22 protein-coding genes, 1 other RNA gene and 1 pseudogene are annotated in these 22,088 nt (G+C 57.8%); 17 read left to right on the forward strand and 7 right to left on the reverse strand.

Translation table 11 applies throughout. From position 1 onward, the window contains the following. Positions 1 to 13: 13 nt before the first annotated feature. The gene (locus OGM81_01475; protein UYJ43851.1) at positions 14 to 988 is read right to left on the reverse strand and encodes an alpha/beta hydrolase; all 975 of its coding nucleotides are present in this window, start codon (positions 986 to 988) and stop codon (positions 14 to 16) included. 12 nt (positions 989 to 1,000) lie between these two features. Further along, positions 1,001 to 1,933, reverse strand: a complete 933-nt coding sequence (locus tag OGM81_01480; protein ID UYJ43852.1) for a hypothetical protein — start codon at positions 1,931 to 1,933, stop codon at positions 1,001 to 1,003. 373 nt (positions 1,934 to 2,306) lie between these two features. Between OGM81_01480 and OGM81_01485 the strand changes: the two genes are divergently transcribed. Both OGM81_01485 and OGM81_01490 read left to right on the forward strand, forming a co-directional pair. Beyond that, complete coding sequence (locus tag OGM81_01485) at positions 2,307 to 3,716, forward strand: MBOAT family protein (protein ID UYJ43853.1); 1,410 nt, start codon at positions 2,307 to 2,309, stop codon at positions 3,714 to 3,716. A gap of 15 nt (positions 3,717 to 3,731) precedes the next feature. Next, positions 3,732 to 4,793: a hypothetical protein gene (locus OGM81_01490; GenBank protein ID UYJ43854.1), complete on the forward strand. Its 1,062-nt coding sequence runs from the start codon at positions 3,732 to 3,734 to the stop codon at positions 4,791 to 4,793. A 235-nt stretch (positions 4,794 to 5,028) separates the two neighbouring features. Here OGM81_01490 and OGM81_01495 read toward each other — a convergent pair whose 3' ends face one another. Next, complete coding sequence (locus tag OGM81_01495; GenBank protein ID UYJ43855.1) at positions 5,029 to 5,799, reverse strand: IclR family transcriptional regulator; 771 nt, start codon at positions 5,797 to 5,799, stop codon at positions 5,029 to 5,031. A gap of 303 nt (positions 5,800 to 6,102) precedes the next feature. Here OGM81_01495 and eda point away from each other — a divergent pair, with 303 nt between their 5' ends. The 6 genes from eda (at position 6,103) to uppS (ending at position 11,226) form a co-directional block, all read left to right on the forward strand. Next, positions 6,103 to 7,065: a bifunctional 4-hydroxy-2-oxoglutarate aldolase/2-dehydro-3-deoxy-phosphogluconate aldolase gene (eda, locus tag OGM81_01500; GenBank protein UYJ43856.1), complete on the forward strand. Its 963-nt coding sequence runs from the start codon at positions 6,103 to 6,105 to the stop codon at positions 7,063 to 7,065. A 65-nt stretch (positions 7,066 to 7,130) separates the two neighbouring features. After that, on the forward strand, positions 7,131 to 8,156 hold the full coding sequence (locus OGM81_01505; protein UYJ43857.1) for a sugar kinase: 1,026 nt from the start codon (positions 7,131 to 7,133) through the stop codon (positions 8,154 to 8,156). A gap of 151 nt (positions 8,157 to 8,307) precedes the next feature. Next, positions 8,308 to 9,291 carry a biotin--[acetyl-CoA-carboxylase] ligase gene (locus tag OGM81_01510; GenBank protein UYJ43858.1) on the forward strand — a complete coding sequence of 328 codons (984 nt, stop codon included), beginning with the start codon at positions 8,308 to 8,310 and terminating at the stop codon, positions 9,289 to 9,291. A 41-nt stretch (positions 9,292 to 9,332) separates the two neighbouring features. After that, on the forward strand, positions 9,333 to 9,875 hold the full coding sequence (locus OGM81_01515; GenBank protein UYJ43859.1) for a biotin transporter BioY: 543 nt from the start codon (positions 9,333 to 9,335) through the stop codon (positions 9,873 to 9,875). Positions 9,876 to 9,999: 124 nt separating this feature from the next. Further along, on the forward strand, positions 10,000 to 10,467 hold the full coding sequence (gene ruvX / locus OGM81_01520) for a Holliday junction resolvase RuvX (GenBank protein ID UYJ43860.1): 468 nt from the start codon (positions 10,000 to 10,002) through the stop codon (positions 10,465 to 10,467). 33 nt (positions 10,468 to 10,500) lie between these two features. Further along, a complete protein-coding gene (gene uppS / locus OGM81_01525; GenBank protein UYJ43861.1) occupies positions 10,501 to 11,226 on the forward strand; it encodes a polyprenyl diphosphate synthase in 726 nt (241 codons plus the stop codon). 109 nt (positions 11,227 to 11,335) lie between these two features. Here the strand turns inward: uppS and OGM81_01530 are convergent, their stop codons facing one another. Next, on the reverse strand, positions 11,336 to 12,118 hold the full coding sequence (locus OGM81_01530) for a peptidylprolyl isomerase (protein UYJ43862.1): 783 nt from the start codon (positions 12,116 to 12,118) through the stop codon (positions 11,336 to 11,338). Between the two features lie 136 nt (positions 12,119 to 12,254). Here OGM81_01530 and OGM81_01535 point away from each other — a divergent pair, with 136 nt between their 5' ends. From OGM81_01535 to OGM81_01545, 3 genes are all read left to right on the forward strand, one after another. Continuing rightward, positions 12,255 to 12,581: a DUF1292 domain-containing protein gene (locus OGM81_01535; protein UYJ43863.1), complete on the forward strand. Its 327-nt coding sequence runs from the start codon at positions 12,255 to 12,257 to the stop codon at positions 12,579 to 12,581. A gap of 3 nt (positions 12,582 to 12,584) precedes the next feature. After that, positions 12,585 to 12,779, forward strand: a non-coding RNA gene (gene ssrS / locus OGM81_01540) — 6S RNA. Positions 12,780 to 12,849: 70 nt separating this feature from the next. Next, the gene (locus tag OGM81_01545; GenBank protein UYJ43864.1) at positions 12,850 to 13,494 is read left to right on the forward strand and encodes a redoxin domain-containing protein; all 645 of its coding nucleotides are present in this window, start codon (positions 12,850 to 12,852) and stop codon (positions 13,492 to 13,494) included. Positions 13,495 to 13,552: 58 nt separating this feature from the next. On the opposite strand, the gene OGM81_01550 is transcribed toward OGM81_01545, so the two are convergent. Together OGM81_01550 and OGM81_01555 are read right to left on the reverse strand one after the other, a co-directional pair. Further along, the gene (locus OGM81_01550) at positions 13,553 to 14,302 is read right to left on the reverse strand and encodes a copper homeostasis protein CutC (GenBank protein UYJ43865.1); all 750 of its coding nucleotides are present in this window, start codon (positions 14,300 to 14,302) and stop codon (positions 13,553 to 13,555) included. 121 nt (positions 14,303 to 14,423) lie between these two features. Next, positions 14,424 to 14,696, reverse strand: coding sequence for a hypothetical protein (locus OGM81_01555; protein UYJ43866.1), 273 nt, complete (start codon positions 14,694 to 14,696; stop codon positions 14,424 to 14,426). A 251-nt stretch (positions 14,697 to 14,947) separates the two neighbouring features. On the opposite strand from OGM81_01555, the gene OGM81_01560 reads away from it, so the two are divergent. The 5 genes and pseudogenes from OGM81_01560 to OGM81_01580 all read left to right on the forward strand — a co-directional run bounded on the left by OGM81_01560 (position 14,948) and on the right by OGM81_01580 (position 20,153). Further along, positions 14,948 to 15,577 (forward strand): XRE family transcriptional regulator, encoded by a 630-nt coding sequence (locus OGM81_01560; protein UYJ43867.1) that lies wholly within the window; start codon positions 14,948 to 14,950, stop codon positions 15,575 to 15,577. 351 nt (positions 15,578 to 15,928) lie between these two features. Beyond that, positions 15,929 to 17,293, forward strand: coding sequence for a putative DNA modification/repair radical SAM protein (locus tag OGM81_01565; protein ID UYJ43868.1), 1,365 nt, complete (start codon positions 15,929 to 15,931; stop codon positions 17,291 to 17,293). Next, positions 17,272 to 18,033, forward strand: coding sequence for a TIGR03915 family putative DNA repair protein (locus OGM81_01570; protein UYJ43869.1), 762 nt, complete (start codon positions 17,272 to 17,274; stop codon positions 18,031 to 18,033). The genes OGM81_01565 and OGM81_01570 overlap by 22 nt, the downstream gene beginning before the upstream one ends. Before the next feature lie 437 nt (positions 18,034 to 18,470). After that, entirely contained in the window at positions 18,471 to 19,664 is a 1,194-nt protein-coding gene (locus OGM81_01575) for an MFS transporter (protein ID UYJ43870.1), read from the forward strand. Between the two features lie 57 nt (positions 19,665 to 19,721). After that, positions 19,722 to 20,153 (forward strand): annotated as a pseudogene (locus OGM81_01580) (DUF4368 domain-containing protein). A gap of 104 nt (positions 20,154 to 20,257) precedes the next feature. On the opposite strand, the gene OGM81_01585 reads toward OGM81_01580, so the two are convergent. Then, complete coding sequence (locus OGM81_01585) at positions 20,258 to 20,650, reverse strand: BlaI/MecI/CopY family transcriptional regulator (GenBank protein UYJ43871.1); 393 nt, start codon at positions 20,648 to 20,650, stop codon at positions 20,258 to 20,260. A gap of 339 nt (positions 20,651 to 20,989) precedes the next feature. On the opposite strand from OGM81_01585, the gene serC reads away from it, so the two are divergent. Continuing rightward, a complete protein-coding gene (gene serC, locus OGM81_01590) occupies positions 20,990 to 22,087 on the forward strand; it encodes a 3-phosphoserine/phosphohydroxythreonine transaminase (protein ID UYJ43872.1) in 1,098 nt (365 codons plus the stop codon). Position 22,088 lies beyond the last annotated feature (1 nt).

Here is a 22,088-nt window from a genome sequence, read left to right on the forward strand (position 1 = left end):
GGACAGCCCCTCCTTACATCATGCGCTGCACAAACCGTCCGGCAGACTCCATCGCTGCCACGGCACGGTGGATGGGCATTTGCTGGAACACGTGCCAGCACTCCGCGTACACTTCCAACACAGCGTAGCCGCCTGCCCTGTGGATGGCCTCGGCCAGCTGCTCACTGTCAGAGCGCAGAATTTCATTGGTGCCTACCTGTACCAGCGTGGGCGGCAGACCGCGCAGGTCGGCAAACAGCGGGCTGTAGCAGGGCTTGGCCCAGTCAGCATCGGGGCCGGTGTAGGCGGCGCGTACAGCTTCGATATATTCGTAGGTCAGCATCGGGTCCAGCGCTTTGCAGCTTTTGTAGCTTTTGCCGCTGGCGGTCATGTCGGTCCAGGGGCTGAACAGCAGCAGCGCCCGCGGCTGGGCACGGCCCTGCTCCTTGAGCTTCAGGCAGAGTTCCAATGCCAAATTGCCGCCGGCGGAATCGCCCGCAACGACGATGTCCCGGGCACCGTAGCCCATGTACATCAGGTAGTCCCACATGGCCAGCGCGTCCTCAACGGCGGCAGGGTATGGATTTTCGGGCGCTAAGCGGTATTCAAACGACAGCACGTCAAATCCTGTACAGAGTGCCAGCTTGCTGGCCAGGATGCGGGCATAGCCCAGCTGGCCGCAGGTGTAGCCGCCGCCGTGGCAGTACAGCACAGCGTGGTGTCGGTCATGGCCATGCTCCAGGCTGACCCACTCGGCGGGGATGTTGTTGACACTGAGGGCGTCGTTGCGGATGCCGATGGACGGCGTGACCAGCCGGGCAAACAATTCCTGCGCCGCGCGTTGGTGCTCCAGATCCTCCGGCGTGGTGGAGGTATGGTCGGTGGCGCTGTGTACGGCCTTGATGGCGCGCATCATCGGCCCCAGGTCGTCGGCGTTCTGCCCATGCTGGGGGATCAGCGTTTTGATGACGGCCTCCAACCGCAGGGACAGATCCTTCTTTTTTGGCATGGAAAATTCTCCTTACAGGCGGGCCAGCAGCCGCACCCACAGGGTGCGCAGCAGCGGCGGATGGGCGGCGGGCAGGCAGCAGAGCCGGTGGACTTTCTCCAGCGGCGGGAAGCTGCCCTTTTTGGCATAGCGGCGGTACAGCACGGCCAGCTGGCGGTCTTTGGCGGCACCGGGCAAATGCAAAATGCACACGGGGTCCAGTGTGTAGTTGGTGGAAACAAAGTAGAAACGTCCGCCCAGCCAGTAGCGGAACAGGTAGGCGTTGGCGGCACGCACGGGCTGCCCGGCCAGCAGGCTGCGGTAGGCGGCTCCGCACCAGATGGCTTCGTCGCCCTCCCGCGGCGTCAGGCCGATGGCCTGCAATTGGTTAAAGTATTGGCGGCAGAGTGCCATGAAATCGGCGAGCCGCGCCTTGCTGCCGGCCACCAGCTCGCCGCCAAAGTGGGTCAGCACATGGGGCGCACCCTGCGGCTCCACAGCATCGTAAGCTTTGCCGATGGCGGCGGTCATGCCCTGGCTGGCGGCGTGGGGCACCTGGTACATAAGGACGGCCTCGCCGCACTCCCGCCACAGATCATCCAGCGGATGCTGGGTGTAGGTATCCAGGTCCAGCATGGCGGCGTTGGCAAAGTCCTTATTTGCCAGCACCCATTCCATCGCGCAGAGCTTGTAGTAGGCCAGCGCCCAGTTGGTATCCGCCGGGACGCGGTAGCTGGTGAAGGGGCAGTCCCAAATTTCAATGCCCGCATTGGTAAGCTGACTGCGGTACGGCTCCTGCGGCGGGGCGTTGGTGACCAGCGCTACCGTGCAGGCGGGGTTGGCCAGCTTGGCACTGCAAAGGGCCACCACGGTGCAACGGTCATACACAGCACGGCCCAGGTTAGCGGCATCGCCCTCGCGGTAGCCCTCCAGCGCCGCAAACGCGCCAAAGATCAGGTTTTGCATGGTGGCCCCTCCCGTTTTGTTAAGGCAACACCGCACAATTCCCGCCTGACGGCTTAAGCACCGCTCCGGCGGCTGCGGCACGGCATCTGCGTTGCCAAAATGCTCGATAATACACAAAGTATTATCTGCGCTTTTGGCTTAGCAGCTGCCGCACCTCGCTCGCCGTATCGGCACTTAAAATTATGCGGTATTGCCTTACATCACTATTTTATTTATTATAATCATTTCTGCCCCTTTTGTCTATGCTGTGGGCCGGGCGGCAAAAAACTTCTCCGCAAATCTTGCCGAAACTGTGCGAAACATTTATAATGAGTTGTAACACATGTAAACTTTTTGTGAATCCCCGAAAAATCCCTGAAACGGAGCAGTTTGTATGGCGTTTTCCTCGGTGCAATTTCTGTTTATCTTTCTGCCGCTGTCTCTGGCGGTATACTGGCTGCTGCCCAAGGCCCTGCGCAACGGGGCATTGGGGGCGTTCAGCCTGCTGTTCTTTGCCTGGGCAGGGCTGAAAGGCGCGGCCATCCTGCTGGCGCTGGCGGCTATCACCTGGCTGGGCGGCCTGCTGCTGGAAAAACTACCCCGCAAAAAGCCGCTGCTTATCCTTTTAATAGCAGCTCACCTGGCGGTGCTGGCGGCGTTCAAGTACGCAGGCTTTGCGGCCCGCAGCATCAATGCGCTGGTGCCGGATCTGCTGCCGGTGTTCGCCCCGGCCCTGCCGCTGGGCGTCAGCTTTTACGTTTTTACGGCCATCGGGTATCTGGCGGATGTGTCCTGCGGCAAGGTCGCCGCTGCCCGCAGTCCCTTCCGTTTTTTTGTGTTCCTCGCCTTCTTCGGCCACGGCCCCTCCGGCCCCATTGTGCGGTATGACCAGCAGCTCCCCTGCCTCGACGCTAAAGCGGCCGAACGTCAGGTCAGTCTGGACCGTTTCTGTTATGGCATCAAGCGGTTTGTGCTGGGTTTGGCCAAAAAAGCGATCATCGCCGATCAGCTGGCGCTGATCTACAGCCGGGTCACTTCGGTGCCTGCAGCCACGGTGCCTGCCCCGGCGCTGGTGCTGGGGTATCTGGCTTACATGATGCAGCTCTACTTCGACTTCTCCGGTTACAGCGATATGGCCATCGGCATCGGCAGCTTTTTCGGGCTGGAACTGCCGGAAAACTTCAACTACCCGTATCTGTCCTGCTCGGTGGGCGAATACTGGCGGCGCTGGCATATGAGCCTGTCGGGCTGGTTCCGGGACTATGTGTACATCCCGCTGGGGGGCAGCCGCTGCTCGCTGGCGAAAAACTGTCGCAACCTGCTGATCGTCTTTCTGCTCACCGGCCTGTGGCACGGCGCGGCGTGGCAGTATGTGGCTTTCGGTCTGCTCCACGGCGTGCTGCTGTGTTTGGAACGCCTGGGCCTGCGCAAATTCCTGCAGTGCATCCCGCCGTTCTTTGCCCACGCTTACACGCTGGTGGTGCTGTGGTTCACCCTCATCATTTTTGGCGCCCACGGCCTGGCCGAGGGCCTTGCCGCGTGGAAGGGCATCCTGTCCTGGCAGAGCGGTGCGCAGGGCTACACGGCCGCCGCCTTTGCCGATACCAAGCTGATAGTGCTGCTGGCGGCTTCGCTGCTGCTGTGCGGCCCCCTGCAGGCCTGCTTCCCCCGCCTGAAAAAGGCTCTGTACGCCAAAGAAGCCCCCGGCCTGCCGGGTATGGTGGGGCTGCTGGTACTGCTTTTTCTCTCGCTGATGCGGGTGACGGCGGGCACTTACAGCGCGTTTATCTATTTCCAGTTTTAAAAGGAGGTGCGGACCATGAGAAAAGCAACCAAAATCGGCTTCATCGCCGTGTTCTGCGCCGCCGTCGGGCTGACCTTTCCGGTGTTCAACATCTTTTCCAAGCAGCTCTCGATGGACAGCCACGAGAACCGTCTGATGACAGGCCTGCCCCAGGTGCTGCAAAGCCCGCTCTCCCAGCTGCCGCGTAGTTTGGACAACTTTTTTGTCGATAACTCGCCGTTCCGCTACCAGTTTGTGCTGCTGAACGCAGGCATTGACTACGCCGTTTTTGGCACGAGCCAAAGCGATCAGGTATTGCCCGGCAAGGATGGCTGGCTGTTTTACAAGGACGGCCCCACCGCTGCCCAGCCTGTGGCCAACTACCAGGGTTTGGCCGACATCAACGACAGCCCCGAGGTGCTGGCCCAGGCCAGCGCCAAGCTGCAGATTTTAAACGACCGCCTGGCCGAAAACGGCTGCACGCTGGTGCTGGACCTGACCCCCAGCAAGGACCGCATCTACCGCGAGTATATGCCCGACGGTTACCCCATCGTCAACGAGGAAAACCGCACCGACCTGCTGGTCGACTACCTGCAAAGCCACACCACCGTGCCGGTGAATTGGCCCTATCAAGAGCTGCGTCGCCAGGCCCGGCTGAACCCCGACCGGCTGTTGTACTACAAGACCGATACACACTGGAATTCCATCGGTGCGCTGTATGGGCTGGACGGCATTTTTGATGCCCTGGGCCTGCCCATTTTACAACCCGGGGATTATCCCGTGGAGCCTGCCGGGACCACCACCGGCGATATGGCCAACGTGGCCGCGCTGTACGCCAGCCTGCCGCCGGAGCAGACCTACACGGTGCCCGGCTACGCTGACCTGTTTGCCAAAGATGACCGCGTGGTGCGGGTCATCGGCGATTCCTTCAGCGAGTATTACATGCCGTATCTGGAGGCCCGCTTCGCCACCACTTGGCGAGAGCACATCGACAGCTTTGATCCGGTCGTCGTAGAACAGCCGGGGTGCGATATTTTGATTTTGGAGTTCAACGAGCGCAGCCTGGATAAGCTGCTGGCGATTTTGGACAGCATTTGAAGTAATAGAGTATAGGCAACACCGCACAATTCCCGCCTAACGGCTTAAGCACCGCTCCGGCGGCTGCGGCACGGCATCTGCGTTGCCAAAATGCTCGATAATACACAAAGTATTATCTGCGCTTTTGGCTTAGCATCTGCCGCACCTCGCTCGCCGTATCGGCACTTAGAATTATGCGGTGTTGCCTATAGGAAAGGCTCCCTCACAGAGGGAGCCTTTCCTATTACCGATAGGTTTACCCTTTCCGCCCCACGCCCAGATCAGCCAAAATATCCGTCCGGGTATCCAGTGCCAGGGCGGCTACGCGGCGGATACGCTCGGGGGTCATGTAGGGGGCCAGGCCGCTGATGGAAAACGCGCTTTCCGCACGCCCGTCCGGCCCGGGGATGGCCACGGCCACGCACCGCACACCCATCTCGTTCTCCTCATCGTCGATGGCGTAGCCGTTGGCGCGCACCTCGGCCAACTGGTCCTGCATTTCGGTCAGGTCCACCACGGTGCGGCTGGTCAGCTTCTTTAAGCTGCTGTGGTTCCACACGTCTTCCACTTCCTCGGGGGGCAGGGTGGCCAGGATAGCCTTGCCCACACCGGTGCAGTACAGCGGGCTGCGCAGGCCCACCCGGCTGGACATCCGCATAGGACCGCTTTCCGTTTTATAAATGTACACAATGTCCCGTGCATCGCGGATGACCAGATGCACGGCCTCGCCGGTGCGCTGGCTCAGCCGCTCCAGATGCGCCTTGGCCACGTCCATGATCTCCATGCTGTTGACGATACCGCTGGACAGCTCAAACATTTTTAAGGTCAGCCGGTAGCGGCCGGTCTCCGGCTCCTGCGCGGCATAGCCCAGGCTGACCAGGCTTGCCAGCAGCCGGTGCACGGTGCTTTTGGCAAGGCCGGTCTCCTGCGCCAGCCGCTGCAGGCTGGCCCCGGCCGGGTGGGATGCCAGCTGTTCGATCAGCTGGAAGATGCGCTCAACGCTTTGCACGCCGCCTTTTTCGGTCAAAGTAGGGTTCCTCCCTTGAATATTTACAATTTGTTAATAATTTGTAACCGTACAACGGAAGCACTGTTGCGTTCCGCAATATGGAACGATTATAGCAAAGTTCGGCCGGTTTTGCAAGCGCTATGCCGAATCGCGGAATTCTGGGCGAATACGACAAAAAATGTGTGCTGTAACCTGTTCATTTTGACCGATTGACGGCGCAACCGCAGCCGATTATAATTATAGTAACCGAGTGAGGTCAGGCAACTGTCTAAGGTGGTCTGCCCCGCCCCAAACTGCAACATATAGTAAAGGAGAATTGCTATGAATTCTGTTTTGCAGCGTGTTTACGAGATTGGTATTATCCCTGTTATCGCCTTCAACAGCGTGGATGAGGCCCTGCCCCTGTGCAAGGCCCTGATGGCTGGCGGCCTGCCCGCTGCGGAGGTCACCTTCCGCACCGCCTGCGCCGAAGCGTGCATCAAGAAGATCCACGAGGAACTGCCCGATATGCTGCTGGGCGCCGGCACTGTCCTGACCGTTGATCAGGCTGACCGCGCCATGGCTGCCGGTGCTTCCTTCATCGTTGCTCCCGGCTTCGACCCTGAAGTCTGCAAGCATGTCATTGATAAGGGCGGCATCATGATGCCCGGCACCGCCACCTCCGGCGAGATGCAGCAGGCCATGAACATGGGCTGCGAGGTCGTCAAGTTCTTCCCTGCCGAAGCAAACGGTGGTGTGGACAAGCTGAAGAATATCGGCGCTGCCCTGAAGACCTGCAAGTGGATGTGCACCGGCGGCGTCAACGCCAAGAACGTGAACAACTACCTGGGCTATAACCAGATCATTGCTGTCGGCGGCACCTGGATGTGCAAGAGCGACAAGATCAAGGCCGGCGCCTGGGACGAGATCACTGCCATGAGCCGCGAGGCTGTTGACGTGATGCTGGGCCTGCAGTTGGGCCACATCGGCATCAACTGCGCTGATGAGGCCGAGGCTGCCAAGACCGCTGAGACCATCGGCAGCCTGCTGAGCATGGCTGTCAAGCCCGGCAACAGCAGCATCTTTGTCGGCAAGAAGGAATTCGAGATCATGAAGAAGCCGGGCCGCGGCACCCATGGTCACATCGCTATCCTGACCAACAACGTCGATCGCGCTATCTATCACCTGGGCCAGCGCGGCGTCAAGTTTGATATGGACAGCAAGAACGTCAAGGACGGCAAGACTGTTGCCATCTACTTCGCTGACGAAGTCGCCGGCTTTGCTATCCACCTCGTTCAGAAATAATCAGTTCGGCTGATTATCTGTTATAAACCGTTCTTTATTAAAAATAACAATAAAGGAGTTCCACCATGAAAATCGTTACTCTCGGTGAAATTATGATCCGTCTGCAGCCCTACGATCATCTGCGCTTTGTGCAGACCGATACCCTGCAGTACACCTACGGCGGCGGCGAGGCCAACGTGGCTGTTTCTCTGGCCAACTACGGCGCTGACGTTGCTTTCGTCACCAAGCTGCCCGCTCATGCTATCGGCCAGGCCGGCGTGAACGCTCTGCGCCGCTACGGCGTTGACACCAGCAAGATCACCCGCGGCGGTGACCGTGTTGGCATCTACTTCAACGAGAAGGGCGCTTCTCAGCGTGGTTCCGTCTGCATCTACGACCGTGCACATTCTGCTATGGCCGATGCTACCGTCGCTGACTTCGACTTCGACAAGATCTTCGAGGGCGTTGACTGGTTCCACTTCACCGGCATCACCCCGGCCCTGGGCCCCAATGTTGTCGAGATCTGCCTGGCTGCCTGCAAGGCTGCTAAGGCTCACGGTGCCAAGATCAGCTGCGACCTGAACTACCGCGGCAAGCTGTGGACCCGTGCAGAGGCTCGTGAGGCCATGAGCAAGCTGTGCGAGTACGTTGATGTCTGCATCTCCAACGAGGAGGATGCTAAGGACGTTTTCGGCATCGAGGCCGAGGCTACCGACATCTACGCTGGCGAGATCAACCGCGAGGGCTACAAGAGCGTTGCCAAGCAGCTGGCTGACAAGTTCCACTTCGAGAAGGTTGCTATCACCCTGCGTGAGAGCCATTCCGCTTCCGACAACGGCTGGAGCGCTATGCTGTACGACGTTGCTTCCAACGAGTATGCCTTCAGCAAGAAGTACGAACTGCGCATCGTTGACCGCGTTGGCGGCGGCGACAGCTTCGGCGGCGGCCTGATCTACGCCCTGCTGAGCGGCAAGTCCACCCAGGAGGCTGTTGAGTTCGCTGTTGCTGCTTCTGCCCTGAAGCACTCCATCGAAGGCGACTTCAACATGGTCACCGTTTCTGAGGTCGAGAAGCTGGCTGGCGGCGACGGTTCCGGCCGTATCCAGCGCTGATTTTTCCCCAATATGCACTTTTGCCCTGCGGGTTTCGGCCCGCAGGGCTTTTGTTTTGTTGATTGTTAACCTGTTTTCGCATGCTGCGTTGACATTTGATCATCAACCGCGCTATACTGGGTGACAGTTGGGCTGAAAGGAGAGCTGCGCCATGGTAAAAGCGGACGTGCTGGCCGCGCTGGACGCTGCCCGGGGTAAATACATTTCCGGGCAGGAGCTGGCACAGCAGCTGGGCGTGAGCCGCACAGCTATCTGGAAAGCCGTCGCTGCCCTGCGGGCCGACGGCATCCCGGTGGCGGCGGTGACCAACCGCGGCTACATCCTCTCCCCTGCTGCCGACGTGCTCAATGCCGCCGCCGTCACGGCGCTGCTGGCCCCAGAAGCGGCCAGAGCCTTGCAGGTCGAGGTCGTCGACCGTTTGCCCGGCACGAATGCTGCTCTGCGGGCCCGCGCTGAGAATGGTGCCCCCGAAGGGCTGGTGCTGATCGCCCAGGCACAATCGGCCGGGCGCGGCCGGGGTGGGCACAGCTTCTTCTCGCCCCAGGGCGGGCTGTACCTCAGCATCCTGCTGCGGCCGGAGATCGGCCTGCGCCAGGCCGTGCGGCTGACTGCTATGGCCGCCGTGGCCGCCTGCCGCGCCGCTGAGAAGGTTTCCGGTGCGGAACTGCGCATCAAGTGGGTCAACGACCTCTGGCGGGATGGCCGCAAGGTCTGCGGCATCCTGACCGAAGCCGCGCTGGACATGGAAAGCGGCATGTTGGACTATGAGGTGCTGGGCCTGGGCTTCAACATCACGGCCCCGCCCGATGGCTGGCCTGCCGAGCTGCAGGATGTAGCCGGGGCGCTGTTCGATGATGCCCCGCCGCCGGGTGCCCGTGCGGCGCTGGCAGCCGCCTTCCTCAACGAGTTTTGGGCGCTGTACCACGGCGTGCCCAAGCCGGAGTACCTGCCGGAATACCGTGCCCGCCAGGCGCTGCTGGGCCAGACCGTGACGGTAACGCCCCGGAACGGCACCCCGCGCAAGGCTGAGGCGCTGGACATCGACGAGGACTGCCGCCTGGTCGTCCGCTTTGCGGGAGAGCACGATTTAGTGCCCCTGCGCGGCGAGGAAGTTCATTTGGGAAAGTACCTGTAAAGGTCTTTGTATAGTATCAACAAAAGAAAAGAGGAACAATTATGAAAACTGCTGAAAACCTGCGGGTGCGTCGGATGGTCCTGTGCGCCCTGTTTGCCGCCCTGACCGCCGTGTGCAGCCAGATCGCCATCCCCATGCCCTGGGGCGTGCCCATCAACCTGGCACTGTTTGCCGTGTACATGGCAGGCACCATGCTGGGGGCCTTCTGGGGCACCGTCAGCCAGCTGGTGTTTGTGGCGCTGGCTGCCATCGGTGTGCCGGTGCTGGCTGGTTTCCAGGGCGGCCCCTCTGCCATCTTTGGCAAGACCGGCGGCTATGTGCTGGGTTACATTCTGGCTGCACTCATCACCGCGTTGATCTCCAAGGCTTTGGGCCGCAAGTTCTGGTCGCTCTGCGTGGCCATGGTCGTGGGCTGTGCCGTCTGCTATGTGCTGGGCACCATCTGGTTCATGACCCTGACCGGTGCCGACCTTGCCAGCGCCCTGGGCTGGTGCGTCCTGCCCTACCTGCCCGGCGACGTCATTAAAATTGCCCTGGCTGCGATCCTGACCATCCAGCTGGACAAGCGCATGCCCAACCTGTAAGTTTCAACTTTTCGCAGCCCGTGCGGGGGGAGCTTTCATGCTCTCGGTACGGGCTGCTTTTTATTGCGTCGGCGCCCGCAATGTGGTATACTGATACCATCAACCATGAAAGGACCCAACCTGTATGAAATGGCTTGCTGTTGACTACGGCGACTCCCGCACGGGGCTGGCCGGCTGCGATGCCGGCGAGACAATCACCAGTCCCATCACCCCCCAGATCGAAGAAAAAAGCATGAATAAAGTGGCCGCCGCCGTCACCGCTGTGGCCCAGGCCCGCGGGGCCGAGGCCCTGGTCTGCGGCCTGCCCAAAAACATGGATGGTACCGAGGGCAGCCGCGCCAATAAGAGCCGCCGCTTTGCCCAGCGCCTGGCAAATACCGCGAACCTGTCGGTGGTGCTTTGGGATGAGCGCCGCACCACGGTTTCCGCCGCCGCCATCCTGGCCGATAACGATACTTTCGGTGCCAAGCGCAAGGAACGGCTGGATTCCGTTTCCGCCGCCGTCATTCTGGAAAGCTTTTTAAACTGGCGTGCCCACCACCCGGATGAGGAGCCGCCCGAGATGCTGCGTCCGCAGCCTGCCGAAGTCTGATACAAAACACACGATAGAAGGAGAAAATCCACCATGCCGCAAGATACTGCTGCCCGCTTCCCCACCCATGTCGCCATCATCGTGGACGGTAACCGCCGCTGGGCCAAACAGCGCCTGATGCCTGTCAGCCTGGGCCACAAGGCCGGGTTTGACCGCCTGCGCGAGATCACCCGCTACGCCGTGGGCGACCGAGGCGTCTTTGTGCTGTCGCTGTACGTCTTTTCCACAGAGAACTTCTCCCGCGATGCCAAAGAGGTCGGCTATCTGATGGACCTGTTTGCCAACAACTTCCGCACCATCGCCGACGAAATGAACGAGCGCGGCTGCAAGGTGCTGTTCAGCGGCCGCCGCGAGGGCCTGCAGCAGCGCGTGCTGGACGCTATGGACTACATGATGGATCTGACTAAAGACAACGACAAGGGCATCGTCAACTTCTGCCTGAACTACGGCAGCCACGCCGAGCTGACCGACGCCATGCGCGCCATTGCGGGCGAGGTTAAGGCCGGGACCCTGCAGCCCGAGGACATTAACGAAAAGACCATCGAGAGCCACCTCTACCGCGACCTGCCCCCGGTGGACCTGATGATCCGCACCAGCGGTGAGGAGCGGCTGTCCAACTTCCTGCTGTGGCAGTGCGCCTATTCCGAGTTCTACTTCACGCCGGTCCTCTTCCCTGATTTCACCAAGGAGTGCTTTGACAAAGCGCTGGAAGAGTACGCCCGCCGTGACCGCCGCATGGGCGGCAACACCAAAAAGTAAAATTCTGTATTCTGCATAAAAAATCCCCGCAAAGTCTGGCGATTCTGCTAAGGCTCTGCGGGGATTATTTGATTGCACGTTACATATAGTAGGGGTAGGCAACCGCCCATCACCCGACGCTGCTGTCGCTGGTGGCTTCGTCCCCGGCCGCGGGGCCGGGATAGGTGGTGATGGTCACCTTTTCAATGGTGATGGCCGCGTCCTCGGTGGGTTTCCAGGTATCGTTGCCGTCCTCGTCCTTGGTGGTCTCCACGCAGGCCATGGCGTCCACTACGTCCATGCCCTGGTAGACCTGGCCAAAGACCGTGTCGGTGTTATCGAGGTACGGCAGCCCGCCCACAGCCGCGTAGGCAGCCACCTGGCTGTCCGTGTAGCCGTTCTGGGCCAGCTCGGCCTGTTGGTCGCTGCTTACACTGTCCGGAAGGGCCGCGACGAAGTAAAATTGGCTGTTGCCGCCGGTGACATCACCGCCCTGGGCAAAGGCCGCGCACAGCGCCCCGGCGTAGTGCTTCAGCGAGGCGTCGGCCTCCAGCGGGTAGGGGGTGTTGCTCCAGATCGTGGAGCCGCCGGTGCCTGTGCCGGTGGCGTCGCCGCCCTGCACCGCAAAGCCGTACTGGCTGCGCCAGATGATGGTGCCGTCGTAGTAGCCGCTGCGGGCCAGCCCCACAAAATTATACACCGCCATGGGGGCTGCGTCCGGGTACAATACGGCGCGCACCTCACCCAAACTGGTGGAGAAGATGGCGATGGTGTCGCCGTCGCTGGGCGCGGCAAACTGGCGCTCCTCGCTGATGAACTGGTCGGGGCGCGTGGGGGCCTTTTTGGCGTTGCTGCCGCAGCTGCACAGCAGCACGGCGGTCAGCAGCAGGGGCAGGCAGGCGGAACGTTTCATGGCAGATCCTCCGGGGCGTTCACAAATCTAGATAAGGATATTATACCACATATTTTTTGCGCTGAACACCCTTGACGTTTGGTGAAAAAAAAGGTACACTATATACAAGAAATTTCAAGACCACAGGAGGTCACCTATGTCTGACGAACTGAGCCCCGAAATGCTCGAGGAAGCCACGCCCGACCTGCTGACGCTGGAGGATGAGGACGGCAAGGAGGTCACTTTTGAAGTGATCGACGCCACCGAAGTGAACGGCACCCGTTACCTGGCAGTGATCCCGTATCAGGAAGATCCGGAGAGCCTGCAGGAGGATGCCGAGCTGATCCTGATGCGCATTGGCACCGACGAGGAAGGCGAATATATGGACATCGTAGATGACGATGAAGAACTGCTGACTGTCGGCAAAGTCTTTGAAGAGCGCCTGAGCGCGATGTACGACATCGACGATTCCGAGTTGGAGTAAAAAACATCCCTGCACGGTTTGATTTGTTGCGGTCATTTTATGAATCCTACTAATCAAATTTAGGGAGCCCGCTGTCCCTGGCTGGATCGCAGACCTCCCGCCCTAGGCGGAAGAAGGGAGCGTGAACGTCCGGGTAGGGCACCCACCTGCCTGTACCGGTAGGTTTTGATTGGCTGCAGACGGCCGCGTGGGGTTTTGTGTTTTTCAGTCGGACAGTCCTGCTGTCCGGCTTTTTGTTTTAGATTTTTGGGGAAAGGGGGCCATCGCCGTGGGCGAGCGTATTGCGGTTGGGGACAAGCTCCCTTTCTTTGTGTACGATACCCCCTACAGTGCCCAAAACCGCTTCCGGGACCTGCTGCAGCGCAAAAGCCCGCTGGTGCTGGTGTTTATGGCCAACTTCGGCCACCCCATCACCCGCACCTTTGCCAGCCGCTACGCCAATACATACGGTTCCCTGCGGGACGGCGGATTCGCGCTGGTGGTGCGCTCCCGCGCAGACAAGCTCTCACGCAGCATTGGTCCCAATACCCTGCCCTACCCCCTGCTGTGTGATGCCGAGGGGGTGCTGTATGAGCACCTGGACATCCCCCAAAGCAGCAGTGCCCTGATGACCTACTCGCTGGAGGGCTGGCGCATCCTGCGGGAAGCCAAGCGCCAGGGCTACCAGGCCGCGAAAGGCCAGATGCAGCAGCTGCCGCTGACCCTGATTCTGGACAAGGACGGTACGGTGCTGTTCTGCCACTACGGTGCCAGCCTGACAGACGTTCCCACCGATTGTGAGGCCATGCAAAGCCTACTGGAAGAGCTGGAACTGGTGCCCGACATGCCAGAATTAGAGGATCTGGATTACGAAAATTTCCCAGAGTTGGAGGATGCCGACGAACTCGACGAGGAGTTTGACACGTTCCACTGAGTTGATAGCGCAAAACAGCAAAGAGCCGCAGCGGTGCGGCTCTTTTTTGTATATGCTTTTATTGCAGCAGCGCGGCTTTGGCGGCGCGCACAGCGTCGGCGTCCGTCTGCTGGATGTGCCACTCGTCCAGCCCTGGCAGACCCATGGGGACGCCCTCGCGGCGGAAGCGCATGCCGCTTTCCACCAGTTTTTTGCCGCTTAGATGGAAAGCCCGTGCCCCGGGCAGGGCAGCGCGCAGCTCGGTGATAACGGCGGCGCTGACGCCTGCGCCGATGAGCACCTCCGGCCCTTGCAGCTCGTTCCGCAGGGCAAGCATCTTGGCCAAGGCGGCTGTCCCCTGCCGGCAGCTGGCGGCACCGCCGCTGGTCAGGACCGTATCAATACCCAGTGTGGCGGCGTCACGATAGGTTTCCACCAAATCACAGGAAACATCAATGCAGCGGTGCAGTGTGACGGGCTTATCCCCGCAGGCATCCAGCAATTGGGCCATGGCGGGCTTGTCCAGCGCGCCATCGGGGGTCAGCGCACCGATGACGAAGCCGTCTGCCCCTGTATCCCGCAAGGTGTGGATCTGGGCGCACAGCAGGTCGATCTCGTCCTTTGTATAAAGGAAGTCACCCGCCCGGGGGCGCATCAGGCAGCGCACCGGCAGGCTGCACTCGGCCTTTATCTGACGCAGCAGTTCTGGGTAAGGGCTTAGGCCGCCCACGGCTAAGGCGCTGCAGAATTCCAGCCGGTCGGCTCCGCCGGCCTGCGCGGCGCGCGCCGAGGCCAGGCTGTCCACACAGACTTCCAGAAGTTTTTTCATGGTATCTCCTCCCTGTCTGCTGCTATTGTAACATAGGTTGTGGAAAACAACAATCCCCGCGCGCCGGGGCACACGGGGACTGCCGGTTATATGCACCCGGGTACACCGAGGGTACGCGAGATCAGGCGGCGCGGCCGCCCCGCACAACGCGGAAAACGAGCTGCTGGCGCTGGGGCGCAGGGGTGGGGGCTGCCTTGGGTCGGGCGTTGGACTGATTTTCCAGCAAGACACCGCAGGCAGCATTGAGGCCCACAAGGCCCGCAGCGGCCACGATGACCGCCGCCCAGAACGGCACCGCGCCAGACGCCACGGCGGGCACCAGAATGATAAAGAGCATGAGCACCAGGTTGGAGATGAGCTTGCTGAGCCATACTTTTACAGTGTGGAAGTTCATGATAAAGTTCCTCCTTCAGAAAAGCCGTACCGCAAATCCGGCTGTTGTGCGGTTGTAAAGGACACCGCGTTGTTCTGTGTCTCTACTATAATACTACTGACGGTTGTTGTCAAGACGCTTCAACAACTTTATTTAGAATTATTTTTCAAAAAACTCTTTACAAACACGCCTTGCAGTTGTATAATGAGGACAAATAGTAAAGGCCTGACCACAAGATAGAGGAAAATGTCGCCCGGCAAAAGGAGTACGTTATGTTTGCAGACCGCCTGAGAGATGCCCGAAAAGCTAAACGGTACAGCCAGACCGAGGTTTCGCGTATGCTTGGCGTTACCCAGCAGGCTGTTGGCAAGTGGGAGACCGGCCGTTCCACCCCGGACCCACAGACCGTGGCCCGCCTGGCTGAAATTCTGGATACAACGGCCGATGCCCTGCTGGGCCTGCAGCAGGCCCCCACGGCTGCCCCGGCTGTGGGCCGCAACGCCTTCAGCCGCTATACGGAGAGCCTTGTCCCCGTTGTGGGTACGGTGCGCGCCGGTTACGGCGCCCTTGCCTTTGAGGAGGACTACGGCAAAGAGTATGCCAGCGTTAAAGATCCCCAGAACTATTTCTACCTGGTTGTAAAGGGCGACAGCATGGAGCCGCGCATCTCGGACGGCGACCTGGCCCTTGTCCACCGCCAGAGCACGCTGGAAAACGGCGACCTGGGCGTGTTGGTCTACGGATCGGACGGCGAGGGCACGCTGAAAAAGTACATCCAGCGCGGCAACTCGGTCATCTTGCACCCCTTCAACCCTGCCTACGAGGAATTGGTCATCAAGGGCGAGGAACTTGACCACCTTTATATTGCCGGTAAAGTGGTGGAGACCAAGGCTAAGTGGTGATTCCTGCCCTCTGATTTTATTGTAGCATAGTGTGCGTCCTATAATTCGGACATCAAGGGCAAAAGTACAATTTTATAATCTATGGCAACACCGCACAATTCCCGCCTAACGGCTTAAGCACCGCTCCGGCGGCTGCGGCACGGCATCTGCGTTGCCAAAATGCTCGATAATACACAAAGTATTATCTGCGCTTTTGTCTTAGCATCTGCCGCACCTCGCTCGCCGTATCGGCACTTAGAATTATGCGGTATTGCCCTATAAAAATGCTGCCCGCGGCATCGCTGGCTGTTGTAAACAGTCAGGTTATGCGGCGGGCTGTATTTTTTATACCCTTTTTTAGGAGAAACAGCGATGGATCTTGCGGAAAAGCTGGAAATTTTGGCCGACAGCGCCAAATATGATGTGGCCTGCACCTCCAGCGGCGTGGAGCGTGCCGGAAAGCACGGCAGCCTGGGCAGCTGCGCACAGGCGGGCATCTGCCATGCCTTTACCCCGGACGGCCGCTGTGTTTCGCTGCTGAAAGTGCTGTATTCCAACGCCTGCTCCTACGATTGCAGCTACTGCGTCAACCGCCGCTCCAACGACCGCCCGCGGGCCACTTTTACCCCGCGGGAACTGGCGGAGCTGACTATTGGCTTCTACCGCCGCAACTACATCGAGGGGCTGTTCCTGTCCAGCGCGGTGCTGGGCACGCCGGACCGCACGATGGAGCTGATGATCGAAGCACTGCGCATTTTGCGGGAAGAGTTCCGCTTCAACGGCTACATCCACGCCAAGACCATCCCCGGTGCGGACCCGCTGCTGGTGCAGCGCATCGGGCTGCTGGCGGACCGCCTCTCGGTTAATATCGAGCTGCCCAGCGAGGTCAGCCTGAACCAGCTGGCCCCGGATAAAAAGAAAACGGCGATCCTGCGCCCCATGGGGCAGATCGCTGTGCAGAGCGCCCAAAGCAAGCGGGAGCTGGCGGTATACAGGAACGCGCCTGCTTTTGCACCGGCAGGGCAAAGCACCCAGATGATTATTGGTGCGACGCCGGAGACGGATCGCCACATTATGGACCTGACGGAAGGCCTATACAAAAAGTATGCGCTGAAACGTGTGTTTTACTCGGCCTACCTGCCGGTGGTGGAGGACCACCGCCTGCCCGCACTGAACTTTCAGCCGCCGCTGCTGCGGGAACACCGCCTCTACCAGGCAGATTGGCTGCTGCGGTATTATAACTTCCACGCCTCGGAACTGCTGACCGAGGAGGAACCTAACTTTGACCCCTACCTGGATCCCAAGTGCACCTGGGCGGTGCGGCACCCGGCGTTTTTTCCGGTGGAGGTCAACACCGCCAGCAAGGAGGAACTGCTGCGGGTACCGGGCATCGGCCCCAAAAGCGTACTGCGCATTTTGGCGGCACGCCGTGTGCAGAAATTGGGTATGCCGGAGCTGAAGCGCATCGGCGTGGTGCTGAAACGCGCCCAATATTTTATCACCTGCAATGGCCGCGCCCCGGCCCACGCCAACCGGGCGGAGATTGCAAACGCGCTGCTGGACCCCAAGGCGTTCAGTGTGGGGGTGCAGCAGTTGAGTCTGGATGAATTTGTGCCCAAGGCCCTGCCGGACGCGGCACCTGCCGTCCACCAGCTGACGGCCCATGGCGTGGCGGCTCCGGCTGCGGCCCGCATGGTGCGAGAGGAGGCCTTGACATGCCTTACCCGGCGCATGTGAGCGACGCCGCCTACTGCTACGACGGCAGCTATGCGGGGTTTCTCTGCTGCATTTTTGAAAGCTACACCCGGCGCGAGATACCCTCGGCGGTGCTGGGACCAGCCGAAGGGCAAATTACGCTGTTTGGAACGGAGGCCATCGCCACCGACCCGACCCACGCCAGGCGCGTGGCCAACGGCTTGACGCGGCTGGGGCCGATGGTGAGAGAGCGCGTGATGACTGGTTTCCTCTCCACCGAAGAAGAAAAGGATCTGATCTTGCTGCGGTTCGCCCGCCGTTGCTTTGACGAAGGCCCCCGCGCCGTGCAGATGTTGGGCGACCCGGATGTCCACGCGGCGTTTGTGTTGGAGCGCAATGTCAATAACGAGGTCTGCCGTTTTATCGAGTTTATCCGCTTTGAGGAAAAGGATGGCATGCTCGGTTCGGTCATCCACCCCAAAAACAACGTACTGCCGCTGCTGCGCGGGCATTTTTGCAGCCGCCTGCCGGATGAGGACTTTTTGATCTTCGACGCTGCCCACGGCACGGCGCTGCTGCGGCAAAGCGGCCATGTGCAGTACCTGGCTATGGAGCATTACGAACCCGCCCGCGATGCCGACGAGTTGAACTGGCAGGCGCTGTGGAAACGGTTCTTCCACGCCCTGACGATTGAGGAACGCCGCAACGCCAAAGCGCAGATGAACCACGCGCCCAAGCGCTTCTGGGGCGGCATGGTGGAGATGCGTGAACCCTATATATAATGCTCATGTGCTATAAAGTAGCACACAAGAATTTGACAGACAGCAGCCCAACTATTTCTAAACTCTTGCTTTTAGAAGATACCTTTGCTATAATTAGAAACAGGAGTGAACTACATGAAAAATAGAATTGTAATTGACGAATTAAAAAGACGAATCAGCTCTGTGCAAATGTATCCGATGAAGCATTGTACGGAGCTTAAACTAAAAGCATGATTGCTTTCTTTTTCATCGGGAAATAGGGAAACAAGCAAGAATAAGGGTATTGAAATTTTAATACCCTCTGTTTTGTGTACCTATTTCCTCGATGATAGAAACGAGCAGACTTTAGTTAGAGACTGTGGACAATGTTTCGCCATAGTCTCTATTTTTATATTTACTTTTAGGGGCTATGGTAGATTATCGCCATAGTCTCTATTTTTTTGAAAGGAACAATCTTTATGAATGAATACAAATGGAAAAGCCATATTGCTCGGTTTTTATCTGCGCAAACAATATCCCTGTTGGGTTCATCTATTGTTCAATATGCAATAATTTGGTATATCACATTAACAACTTCTTCCGGGAAAATGATAACCCTCTCCACTTTATGCGGATTCTTACCGCAAATATTGATTTCCCTCTTTGCAGGAGTATGGATTGATCGTTATAGCCGAAAAGGGGTTGTGATGATAACGGATTGCTTTATTGCAAGTGCTACTCTGATATTAGCTGTATTTTTTCTTACTGGACACAAGAATATCGAATTGCTTTTAGTTGTTTTAGCAATCCGGTCTGCCGGGACGGGAATACAAACTCCAGCAGTAAATGCAATTATCCCCCAAATAGTTCCACAAAAATATCTAATGCAAGTTAATGGATTTAACAGCACTTTATCATCAATTATTATGTTTGTTTCTCCAGCTATTAGCGGTGCTATTCTGTCGATAGCAACATTAGAAGCAACTTTATTTATTGATATTTTTACTGCTTTAGTTGGAGTGAGTATAACCTCAACGGTTCCAGTAAAGCCCTTAAATATCGAAGTCAGAATGACCAAATCACATTTCACAGAAATGAAGGAAGGCGCGGTCTATCTAAAGAATCATACTTTTATGAGCAGACTGCTGATTTTTCAATTACTCATTTTATTTCTAATTAGTCCATCTGCTTTTTTAACCCCGCTCATGGTAAGCAGAACATTTGGAACAGAAGTTTGGCGCTTAACCATGAGTGAAATGACATATAGTTTTGGAATGATTATTGGAGGAGCAATTATTACATCATGGGGTGGTTTTAAGAAAAAACTGAATACTACATTAGTGGCAGGTGGAGTTTATGGTATGCTGATGATAGGGTTAGGAATTTCTCCTGTATTCATAGTTTATTTAATTTTTAATGTGCTGATAGGAATTACATCTCCTTGCTATAATACTCCGATTACAGCGTCTATCCAAGAGAAAGTTGAGCAGGAAATGCAAGGGCGCATATTCAGCTTCATGCAGATTGCCAATTCTTGTGCATTACCGTTAGGCATGATATTTTTTGGACCACTCGCTGACATTATAAATATCCAATCTCTTTTAATTATTTCTGGAATTTTAGTTTTTAGTATATCAACATTCGTATATATAAGGAGAGGCTTTTATGAATAATTTTGAAGATTACAAAGTCCATATCCAGTACACATTCAATGCATTTTGTAAGGTTGTCATCAGCAGCGTTACCATACGGACACCCGGAAGCAGGATTGCTACATCTGCGGAAGCTACAAAAAGCGCACCGCCGACTGTACGGCGCACTTTATCCGAACCGACCTGTTGACCGCCGGCGTCCTCTCCAACCTACGGAAAGTTACCACCTATGCGGCGAAGCATGAAGCCCGCTTTATGAAGCTGTTAATCGAGCAGAACGAGGACGGGGGGCAAGCGCAGGAAGCCACGGAGAACGCAGAAAAGTTTATGAAGATTGTCCGTAAGAACATGAACTTTGAGGAACTCACCCCTACCCTGTTACGGGAGTTTGTAGAAAAAATCGTAGTCCATGAAACGGTAGCCCTTGACGGGAAACGCCGGGGGAAGTTACGGACACAGGAAATTGAAATCTATTATTCTTTTGTCGGCAAGGTAGACTTGCCCGAATGACCGCCCGACCTATCCGACACAACGCGCGAGTGCCGGATAGGGACGGCAAATTTTTTTACACTTCTATTACTTCTTTATCGCACATCAGCAAAGGAAGCGGGCAGCTATTCGTAGTCGTACTCCGGGTTTTCGGCCTGGTACTCCCCCAGCCAGCGCAGCAGACGCTCGGTGTCGGCGTAGGTCAGACGGCCGGTGTCGGCCAGGGCACGTACCATCCTGCGCAGGTCGCCGCCGTACAGCGTTTGCAGGTGGACACTGCTCACCGCGCCGCAATAAGTCAGGCGGCGCACCAGCGGGGTGTACAGGTTTTTGTTGCCCTGCTTTTCGGTGCGGACAAAGTGCTTTTTCTCCAGCCGAAGCAGGAAATTCAACAGCGTAGAGTCGGCCCAGCGGCACTCGGCTGGCAGGTTGGCTGCGATCTGCCGCCGCGTGGCGGCTTGCTCGCAGGCCCAAAGGGCGACCATGACCTGCTCTTCACTGCGGGATAACTGTTCCATAGTCTATATCTCCTACAAATGTAATAACTATTGCAAATATATTTTACAATTGTAGTAGATTAAAATGCAAGATGGCAAAATGACCAAATTTTCGGCAATGGATTGCATCAGATAATAGAAAACTTTTTACAAATGTAGAATATAGTGTTTCTGAATAAAATACAATTAGCCGTTTTGCAGAAACACAACCGCCTGTGCCGCCGTTTTTTCAGTATTTTGCACGCTTGCCGGGGCAGGCGGTGCGGCCTATAATAATGCCATACCGCAACGGCGCGGCAGATGATGCAGTTCGCCGCCGGCAAGCTGCATTTTTAACGTACTTACTGGAGGAAAAGGAAAATGGCTAGAGTTTACAATTTCAGCGCCGGCCCTTCGATGCTGCCGGAAGCTGTTCTGAAAACCGCACAGGCAGAACTGCTGGATTACCATGGTTCCGGCATGAGCGTGATGGAAATGAGCCACCGCAGTAAGTGGTTTGATGAGATCATCCAGAACACCGAGGCTGCCATGCGCCGGGTGCTGAACATCCCAGACAATTATAAGATCGGCTTTTTCCAGGGCGGCGCGACCCAGCAATTTGCCATGGTGCCGCTGAACTTTATGACCACCGGCACGGCGGACTACCTCGTCACCGGTAACTTCAGCAAAAAGGCAGCGGAGGAAGCAGCCAAGTTCGGCACGGCCCGCATCGCCGCCAGCAGCAAGGATAAAAACTTCACCTACATTCCTGACGTGAAGGCCATCGACTACGACCCCAACGCCAGCTACATCCACATCTGCCAGAACAACACCATCTTCGGCACCAAGTATGTGGACGTGCCCCAGGTGGATGGCATCCCCTTGGTGGCGGATATGAGCTCGATGATCTGCTCCGAGCCGGTGGACGTCAGCAAATACGGCGTCATCTACTTCGGTGTGCAGAAGAACATCGCCCCCGCCGGTATGGCCGTGGCCATCGTGCGGGAGGACCTGCTGGGTAAGAGCGCCAAGGGCCTGACCCCGGAGCAGATCCCCACCATGATGAACTACACTACCCTGCTGAAAGCCGACAGCATGTACAACACCCCGCCGTGCTGGTGCATCTACATGACCGGCCTGGTCATGCAGTATCTCGAGAACGAGATCGGCGGCCTGGAAAACATGCAGAAGATCAACGCCGCCAAAGCCAAGGTGCTGTACGATTACCTGGACGGTCAGGATTTCTACAATAACCCCGTTGAGAAGCCCTACCGCAGCATGATGAACGTGACCTTCACAAGCCCCAACGGCGACCTGGACAAGGCGTTCTGCGCCGCAGCGACCGAGGCCGGGTTCGTCAACCTGAAGGGCCACCGCCTGGTGGGCGGCATGCGTGCCTCCATCTACAACGCCATGCCGCCGGAGGGCATCGACAAGCTGGTCGACTTCATGGAGAAGTTCCGCAAGGAAAATGCTTAAG

This window comes from Oscillospiraceae bacterium (assembly GCA_025758045.1).
Classification (GTDB): domain Bacteria; phylum Bacillota; class Clostridia; order Oscillospirales; family Ruminococcaceae; genus Gemmiger.